Here is an 8,161-nt window from a genome sequence, read left to right as displayed (position 1 = left end):
CGACGGATCGCCTCTGTCGTAGTGGCGCTGCCGTGGAGAACCTGGCCCATAGCGCGTCCTTCCATGCCTGGGAGAAGACTGCACCACGAAACCCCGGGACCAAACACCTAGAGCGTGCGGTAGTCCTGCCAAGTCATCTCCGAGTTTACGGTATACGCCGCTTCGTCACTGCCACGGACAGCGTGGCGGCTACGAAATCAATGGTCGCCCTCGGCGAGATATTCTGCGCCATGACCCGAACCCTGTTGTTGGTCCAGGCTATGGCATCAAGCTCGATGAAGCGGGTCGAGGAGGCCAGCGCGGCATCGGCGAGATCGCCCACCCGGAAGTTGGCCACGGTCACTTCGAGCAGGCTGGTGATGCTTGGCGCCAGCGGCGGCAGGTCCCAGGACACCTCGGCCTGAAACTCCCGCGTCCCGACTGGCAGTGCCGGCGTGCCGCAGAGCAGCGCCGGCGCCTCCCCCGGCAGGCCATAGAGCCGCAACGCCTCCAACTCGATCGTCCCGTCAAAGCCGCGGATGCCGATCTGCGCGAAGGAGAGGCCGGTAAAGGCAGCGCCTTTCCGCTTCACTTCGCTCCGACACAGAGCGAATAGTCGATCACGCGCCGCGGCAGACGCCAGCGTGCTGCCCTGACCGGTTCCCCGGCAAGGCTTGGGCTCGTAGCACCCGGCTGGTCGGGTGCCGCACTCAGGAGCCCCGACACGGCCCTTTCCGACACCGCCCGCCGCATTCTAGCCGAGGCCGCGCAACATTCGCTGCGGCTGGCCGCACCGCCCGACAAGCTGCCCATTCCCGCCGCCCGGGCGGTGCTGAACAACCTGCTCAAGCAGGGCTACGTCGAAGAATGCGAGGCGCCGGACGAGTTCGCTGGCCTGCGCTGTCCTGCGCTGACATCAGCAGGGCGGCACTCGGCCCACGGTGCGCGTCACCGAGGCGGGGATGGCGGCCATCGGCGCCGCGTCGGCCGACGCCGCGGTGGTGGACGAGGCCGCGGTGGTGGACGAGGCAGCGGACGACGCGGGACAGGCGGCGCCCGTTACGCTCCCCGCCGACGCGGCCCAGAAGCCCGGTAGCGCGCCGCTGGCGCCTGCTGCGGCGCCGGAAGCCCTGGTGCCGCCCACCGGCGCCGAGGCCGCTCAGCAGCCCGCCAAGGTGGCCCTGGCGCGCCCCAGCCGGCGCGACGCTGCCCACCGCGTCCTCGCAGCTTGGGACGACGGTGCCGGCGGGCGCACCGCCCTGCCGGACGCCATCACCGCGCTCCGCGCCATCCTGCTGAAGCCCGCCCCGGCACTCCGCCCGGCCGGCCCGCGCAAGGCGCGAGAGGGCACCAAGCAGCAGCAGGTGCTCGCCCCGCTCCGCCGACCGGAGGGCGCCAAGGGCAGCTACACTGTCTACCGCCTGGCCGAGACGGGCTGATGCGGCCGGCGCTGCCCCACGGCGCCGCCCGGCTGGCGGTCGGGCTGTACCGGGTCTCGACCGCCGAGCAGGGCCACAGCGGCCTCGGGCTGGAGGCGCAGCAGGCCAGCGTCCGGGCCTATGTGGAGGCCCAGGGCTGGACCCTGGTCGCCGAGTACCAGGATGTGGCCAGCGGCAAGGACGACCGCCGGCCGGGCTTCCAGGCGGCGCTGGCGCGATGCCGGCAGCTCGGCGCGGTGCTGGTTGCCGCTCGCCTCGACCGCATCACCCGACGCGCCCACACCCTCTCGGGTCTCCTGGAGGAGGGCTATGCGATCCGGGCGGCCGACATGCCCGGGGCCGATGACCTGATGCTGCGGATCTACGCCGTCATGGCGCAGAAGGAGCGCGAGCTGATCAGCGAGCGTACCCGGGCCGCGCTGGCGGCCGCCAAGGCGCATGGCGCGGCGCTGGGCGGCGACCGAGGCTACCGGCCGCATGGTGGCCTCAGCGCCGCGGCAGCGGCTCAGGCGCAGCGTCTGGCGGCAGAGCGGGCGGCGCACCGGCTGGCACTGGAGATGGAGCGGCTGCGGGCGGAGGGTATCGTGGGGCAGGCAGCGATCGCGCGGGTCAGGTCGGATGGGTAGCGCTTCGTCTTTCGGCCAAGCTCGGCCATCCGGTCTCGGGTGTCTCGGGTCCACATCCCGAGCTTGAATCACCCCAGCCGCGTCGTGCCAAGCCGTTCTCAAACAGTCACTTAGGGCGAACATACAACCGTGAGCAGTTGGCAGCGAACATTCCACCAGCTCGGTGAACCTTTTGCTGGTCATCGCTGGCCATCCTTTGCGAACGAACCGAGCTTTGCAGAGGCAACTTCTCAGGGTCCAAGCGCAAATGCTCATCGATTCGGCAGATAGCCACTTCTCGATAGCCCGCTCAGCTTCACGGACTTCCCGGGCCTGCAAGGGCTAACAACAGCCAGTGGTTACTCATCCCGCCGAATGGATCGTTCAACCTCTGAGGTCGCAACACAGCAAGGACCCAAGCTACTTAGGCGATCGGCCCTGTATCTGTTCGATATAACGCCGGTGTGAATCGGCCGATGTCTCGCATTTCGGGCTATGGATGCTGGCCGGCCGCAGGCGGAGATGCCAGCATCGCTGGCCACGCGGCTCGACAGCCGAAGTCGCCGGTGCTGGGCCGGGTCGTCCCTCCGCCGTGTTCGCTTGCCCGGGATTCGGAGGACCATTGCCGTGACGCAGGGCCAGGATCGCGACCACGCCGACATGTCGCTGCTCCTGCGCGGCTTCATGGTCGCGCGGATGCTCCGTGCGGTAACTGATTGCGGCGCCGCGGACGCGGTGCCATCCGACGGCGCGGTGGCGATCGAGGTACTGGCAGGCATCTGCGGCGTGCAGCCGCGACCTCTGCTGCGGATCCTGCGTTGCCTGGCGGCGCAAGACATCTTCTCGGTCGGGCCGGATGGGACCGTGGGGCACACCGGCCGCTCCCGCCTGCTGCGGCAGGACGCGGCCGACGGCCTGCATTATGCCGCGCGGTACTGGACGGTGCCGGGCATCTGGGGCGCCTGGGGCGCACTCGATGCCGCCCTGGCCGGCGCAGTTCCGCACGAGGCCGCCTGGGGCAAGCCGCGCTACGCCTTCATGCGCGAACACCCGGAGGAAGCGCGGCTGTTCGACGCACTGATGGCGAACTTTCCCGACCGCCGGCACGCGGCCATCGCCGCCGCCTACGATTTCTCCGGCGCGCGGCTGATAGCGGATATCGGCGGCGGCATGGGGGCCACCTTGCGCGAGATCCTCGGCCGCCATCCCGCGCCAACCGGCGTGGTGATGGACCGGGAGGACGTGGTGCGCGCCATTTCGCCCGACGCGCTCCTGGACGGCCGGATCCGTGTCCAGGGCGGCAGCTTCTTCGAGGCCGTACCGGCCGGAGCCGACATCTACCTGCTCGTCTGCGTGCTGCAGAACTGGACGGACCAGGATTGCCTGCGCATCCTGCGGACGATCCGCGCGTCGACACCGCCTGGCACCAGGCTGCTCATCGGCGAGACCGTGCTGGAGCCCGACCCGACGCGCGGAAGGCTTGATGACTACATCATGGACGTGCAGATGATGGCGATCTTCGGGGAGGCGCGCATCCGTACCCGCGACGAGTTCGCGGAGCTGCTGAACCAATCGGGCTTCGCGCTGGAGCGCATCCTGCCGACCGAGGCGGCGGGCTCGGTCGTGGAGTCTCTGCCGCGATAGGCCGCCGGCGTGCCGGCCGTCAAGGCGTGCCGGACAGCCGGGCCACGATCTCGTTGGGTGCGAGCAGCCCGCGCTCGGTGTTGCTCCGGTGGTTGGCGACCTTTTCCGCGGCGCGGGCACCCATCGTCACGTGGCCGCCGAGCGACGGCGGCGCCCCCGACCTGGGTTGCGCCTGCGTCTGCCGATTGAACGACGCGAGCGCGTCATCCCGGCAGCTTCGCTCCCAGACGATCTCGAAGCCGGCCTCGGCCAGCAGCCGCTTGTAGGTCGCGGCCGTCTCCACGAAGCTCGTCCCGAGATCCGTGGCCCAAGGCACCGGGAAGGCGAGATCGCCCGCCGCTTCCCGCATCTGATCATAGATGCCGAACCGAGCGCCCGGCTTCAGCACCCGTCGCACCTCGCTGAACAGTCGCGCCTTGTCCGCAATGTTCATGCCGACATGCAGCAGGGTGGCGACGTCGAAGGACGCCGCAGCGAACGGCATGGCGAGCGCGCTGCCCTGCTCGAACCGGACCTGGCCGTCCATCCCGAGCCGCGAGGTCAGGGCGCGCGCCACCGCGACGAACTCTTCGGTGAGATCAATGCCAGTCACCTGGCAGCCATGGTGCCGGGCGAAGTAGCGGGCCGGGCCGCCGATCCCCGCCCCGATCTCCAGCAGCTGCATGCCGGGCCGCAGGTCGAGCCTCGGCGCGAAGGCCGCCGTCGCCGCCCGGCCGCCATGGTGGAACTCATCCACCGGGGCGAGGTCCTCAGGCTCGAGCCGGTTCGGATCCTTTCCTGACTGGCGCAGCGCGGCAAGGATCCGCCGTTCGAGCGTGCCTTCCGTGTAATGGCCCGCGACATCCGTTTCGACGGTCATGCGGCTTGTTCCCCAGGCAGCATCCACGAAGACTTCGCACCCCTGTCGTTGCGTGACTCAGAAACGGGCGGCTGTTCCTTTACTACGACAGGCGGCGCTTCGCAGGAGGTAGCACGTTCCGATCGGGGCTTCACCCGTGGATCAGGCTCGTCCTGCGCGGATATGCACCCGGTGCGGATGCCTGATTGCGGACGTGACCTGCTGCTTGGCCTAGCAACGACAAAGCTCCGCTTCCGCCCGCGTCGTAACACAAGGTCCCCACTCCGCTTCCAGCCAAACCCAGGCAAGCGTCACATGGCGGACGTAGATCGCATTTGATTGATGTTGGAATCTGGCCATCGCTTGCCAAAGCCAGCAACAGAGCATCAGCGCCCCCCTGTTCACCACGGACCATCGGTCGGATACTGTTGGCGAAGTCGGCATCCGGGGGTTTGGCGGTGGCGTTGGATGGGGCTCTCCGCTCGGAGACCTCCGATATCGCTCCGCCCGCAGCAGCCTATCCCGCCCGTGCCTGAGGACACCACCCGGGTCGCTCGGGCGGCCTTTCGACGAGGGAACCTTTGCCTCGTGCTTCGGCACAGGCTCGGGGCAGTTTTCAGCGATGCCGATTTCGCCGACCTCTATCCCCGGCTGGGCCAGCCGGCCTACGCACCCTGGCGCCTTGCCCTTGTCACGTTGCTGCAGTTCCGCGAGGGGCTGAGCGACCGCCAGGCGGCGGAGGCGGTGCGGGCCAGGATCGATTGGAAGTACCTGCTCGGCCTGGACCTTGCCGACCCCGGCTTCGACCACAGCCTGCTCTGCGAGTTCCGCGGCCGGTTGCTAGCGGGCGAGGCGACTGGTCGCCTGCTCCAGCGGGTCCTGGATGCCGCGCGGGCAGACGGTCTGCTCCGAGGCCGCGGGCGACAGCGGACGGACAGCACCCACGTGCTCGCCGCCGTGCGCGATCTCAATCGGATCGAACTCGTGGCCGAGACGCTGCGGGCCACCCTCAACGCCTTGGCGGTGGCCGCTCCTGACTGGCTACGGGCGGTGGCCCCGCCGGAGTGGCGGGAGCGCTACGGGCGGCGGATCGAGGAGACGCGGCTGCCCGAGGCCGGTCCCAAGCGCGACGCCTATGTGGCGGTGGTCGGCGCCGACGGTTTTCACCTCCTGGGCGCTCTCGCGGAGCAGACGACGACACGCGCGGCCACCGCCCTTCCCGCCGTCGCTGTGCTACGCCGCGTCTGGGCGCGCCACTTCGAGCGGAACGCGGAGGGAGCCGGCGGCGTACGCCTGGGACCTGTTCAGGGCCGCGGACCTGGTGATCGGGTGGAGTCACCATACGACGCCGATGCCAGGTTCCGCGCCAAGAGCAGCACGCGCTGGACGGGCTACATGGTCCACCTGACCGAAAGCTGTGATGTGAACGCGCCCCGTCTGGTGCTGCATGCCGACACGACACCGGCCAACGTCCATGAGGCGAGCCGCACGGCCGCGATCCATGCCGCACTCGCCGGGAAGGACCTGCCGCCGGCCGAGCATCTGGTGGACTCGGCCTACGTCAGCGCGGACCACCTCATTGCGGCGCGCAGGAGCTACGGGATCGACCTCGTCGGCCCAGGGCGTCGCAACCTGAGCTGGCAAGCCAAGGCCGCGGACGCGTTCAGCCTCGACGACTTCACCATCGACTGGGACCGGCAGGTCGCCCGCTGTCCCGAAGGCAAGGAGAGCACCGGCTGGGCTGAGAGCACGAAGCATCGGGGTCAGCGGCCCACCATCCGCACCCAGTTCCGGGCTGCCGATTGCCGGGTCTGCATTTCGCGCCACCGCTGTACCCGCATCCGCTCGCGCTACGTCGGCCGCGTTCTCGCCCTTCTGCCCCGGCGCGAACACGAGGCGCTCGCGGCTGCCCGGGCGCGGGAGCGAACCGAAGAAGGGCGGCGCCTCTACGCGCAGCGGCAAGGTGTCGAGGGCACCATCTCGCAAGCCGTGCGGGCCTTCGGCCTGCGCCGGGCTCGCTACCGCGGGCTCGCCAAGACCGGCTTGCAGCACCTCGCCACCGCTGCCGCGCTCAACCTCGACCGACTCACGGCATGGCTCGCCGAACGCCCGCTCGCACCAACACGCGTGTCGCGCGTCGCCGCCCTCCTCGCATGAGCCACTTCGCCAACAGTGTCCGAAAGTCTCTGGGGCAAGTTCAGCACGCTACTGCGGCGGACTAATGACAGACGCCAAACAAATCGATAAAGTCGAATATGCGGCTAACAATCCTCAGCGTCGTACCGCAGCGCGTCGCCTTGGACGCATAGGCCGCCGCACGAGGACGCGCCGGCTTCAAGCGGCACCAGCAGGACTGGATCAGTGCGCGGCAACCTTTCCTTGGCGTCCGGCAAAACAGTGGATGTCGCGCTACGGTACCCGCCGGTAAGCACTGTCTGCGAGTTTGCCACCTTTTTCCCATGGACGCCTTATCCAATGGAAGAGCGCCGTTGCCTCCCAGCAGGCTCGCGTTCCGCGGCGATCTCCTCCAGCAACCAGGACTGAAACGCCAGTGCCTGCGGCCGAGGCGCGGTCGGCGGCAACAGCAGCCAGTAGTGATCGCCGGTCGGCACGGCCCGCGGCGCCAGCTGCACCAGTTGCCGACGGCGGAGTTCCGCCGTGACAAAGGCCGGCGAGCAGATCACCGCGCCCAGGCCTTCCACCGCCGCCTGGATCGCCAGCGTGGTGCTCTCGAAGACCAGCGGTGACACGGCCGGTGCCGCCTCGCCCTGAGCGGCGAACCAGGTTGCCCAATCCGCTGGCCGGACGCGGCTGCCGAGCAGGGTCAGCCCAGCCAGGCTCCGGCGTCGGCCCCCCGCCGCCGGGGCCGCGAAGGGCGCGACCAGGACCGCCTGTAGCCGCGTTGCCCCGGGCGCGGGCGGCGCTTCGCCAGGCGCCGTCCGGATCGCCGCATCGACCGGGTCGCGCGCGAAATCGACCGCCGCGGTGGAGGTCACCACCTCGACCTGCAGCCCGGCATGGCGGGCGCTAAAGCGGGACAGGCGCGGGATCAGCCAGCGCAGCGCCCAGGTCGTATAGGCGCGGACCCGGAGCGGTCCTGCCTGCTGCGCCTCTAAAGCTTCCGTGGCGCTGCGGATGCGGGCGAAGCCTTCCTCGATCGCCGCTGCATAACGAGCACCGGCCTCGGTCAGGCGCAGCGCATTGGCACCACGGCGGACCAGGGCGACGCCCAGCTCCGCCTCCAGCTCCCGCAGCCGCCGGCTGACCGCCGGCTGGGTTATGTTCAGTCGTGCTGCGGCCGCAGTCAGGCTGCCGGTTTCGGCGACCAGCGCGAAGGCGCGGAGCGCGCCCAACGATGGCAGGGTATCGCGCATGCGCCAGCATAACATCAGCTTGGGGTAGGGCAAGTTTTGCAACCTACCGGTACCAGCCCGGCGGCGCGTAGGTCTCGGCGCAGACAAGGCCCGCGGAACCGGGCCCAACCAGAGGAAACAGCGCATGCCGAACGAGACCGCCCAGCCGGCCGTCATCGAATGCCAGGTCAGCGACGGCATCGCCACGCTGCTGCTCAACCGGCCGAAGGTGCGCAACGCCATCGACGACGCCATGCGCGCCGACCTCGTCGCGCTGCTCGACCGCATCGCCCGCGACGATGC

The 8,161-nt window shown here is 69.6% G+C and carries 7 protein-coding genes; 4 read left to right on the top strand and 3 right to left on the bottom strand.

Translation table 11 applies throughout. From position 1 onward, the window contains the following. Positions 1-145: 145 nt before the first annotated feature. Entirely contained in the window at positions 146-571 is a 426-nt protein-coding gene (locus E2C06_RS34270) for a hypothetical protein (RefSeq protein ID WP_133293034.1), read from the bottom strand. 349 nt (positions 572-920) lie between these two features. Between E2C06_RS34270 and E2C06_RS34265 the strand changes: the two genes are divergently transcribed. The 3 genes from E2C06_RS34265 to E2C06_RS34255 all read left to right on the top strand — a co-directional run bounded on the left by E2C06_RS34265 (position 921) and on the right by E2C06_RS34255 (position 3,667). Continuing rightward, positions 921-1,418, top strand: coding sequence for a hypothetical protein (locus E2C06_RS34265; protein WP_133293033.1), 498 nt, complete (start codon positions 921-923; stop codon positions 1,416-1,418). Further along, on the top strand, positions 1,418-2,044 hold the full coding sequence (locus tag E2C06_RS34260) for a recombinase family protein (RefSeq protein ID WP_133293032.1): 627 nt from the start codon (positions 1,418-1,420) through the stop codon (positions 2,042-2,044). The genes E2C06_RS34265 and E2C06_RS34260 overlap by 1 nt, the downstream gene beginning before the upstream one ends. A 606-nt stretch (positions 2,045-2,650) precedes the next feature. Then, a complete protein-coding gene (locus tag E2C06_RS34255) occupies positions 2,651-3,667 on the top strand; it encodes a methyltransferase (protein ID WP_206664826.1) in 1,017 nt (338 codons plus the stop codon). Between the two features lie 19 nt (positions 3,668-3,686). Here the strand turns inward: E2C06_RS34255 and E2C06_RS34250 are convergent, their stop codons facing one another. Continuing rightward, positions 3,687-4,526, bottom strand: a complete 840-nt coding sequence (locus tag E2C06_RS34250) for a class I SAM-dependent methyltransferase (protein WP_133293031.1) — start codon at positions 4,524-4,526, stop codon at positions 3,687-3,689. A gap of 474 nt (positions 4,527-5,000) precedes the next feature. Between E2C06_RS34250 and E2C06_RS34245 the strand changes: the two genes are divergently transcribed. After that, a complete protein-coding gene (locus E2C06_RS34245) occupies positions 5,001-6,662 on the top strand; it encodes an IS1182 family transposase (protein ID WP_133293036.1) in 1,662 nt (553 codons plus the stop codon). 311 nt (positions 6,663-6,973) lie between these two features. Here the strand turns inward: E2C06_RS34245 and E2C06_RS34240 are convergent, their stop codons facing one another. Continuing rightward, positions 6,974-7,879 (bottom strand): LysR family transcriptional regulator, encoded by a 906-nt coding sequence (locus tag E2C06_RS34240; protein WP_241671597.1) that lies wholly within the window; start codon positions 7,877-7,879, stop codon positions 6,974-6,976. Positions 7,880-8,161: the final 282 nt, after the last annotated feature.

Source organism: Dankookia rubra (assembly GCF_004355005.1).
Lineage (GTDB): Bacteria > Pseudomonadota > Alphaproteobacteria > Acetobacterales > Acetobacteraceae > Paracraurococcus > Paracraurococcus ruber_A.
This window is presented reverse-complemented; position numbering and strand designations above follow the sequence as displayed.